The following is a 332-nucleotide window of genomic DNA, read 5'->3' on the forward strand; positions in this document are numbered from 1 at the left end:
GCTATCGAGGCGGGTGTTGACGGCGTGGACACGGCGATTTCCTCCATGAGCGCCACCTACGGCCACCCGGCCACCGAAGCGCTGGTGGCGACGCTCGACGGCACGGAACACGACACCGGGCTGGATATCCTGAAGCTGGAAAACATCGCGGCGTACTTCCGCGAGGTGCGCAAAAAGTATCACGCCTTTGAAGGCCAGCTGAAAGGCTACGACAGCCGCATTCTGGTGGCCCAGGTGCCGGGCGGGATGCTGACCAACCTCGAAAGCCAGCTGAAGCAGCAGAACGCGGCGGACAAACTCGACCAGGTGCTGGCGGAAATCCCCCGCGTGCG

Annotated in this window: 1 pseudogene; it reads left to right on the forward strand. The window is 63.9% G+C overall.

The features are described 5' to 3' along the window. Positions 1-332: pseudogene (locus NAZ64_RS22435) on the forward strand (sodium-extruding oxaloacetate decarboxylase subunit alpha); the annotation flags it as partial.

It is taken from the genome of Salmonella sp. A1325, from assembly GCF_056991255.1.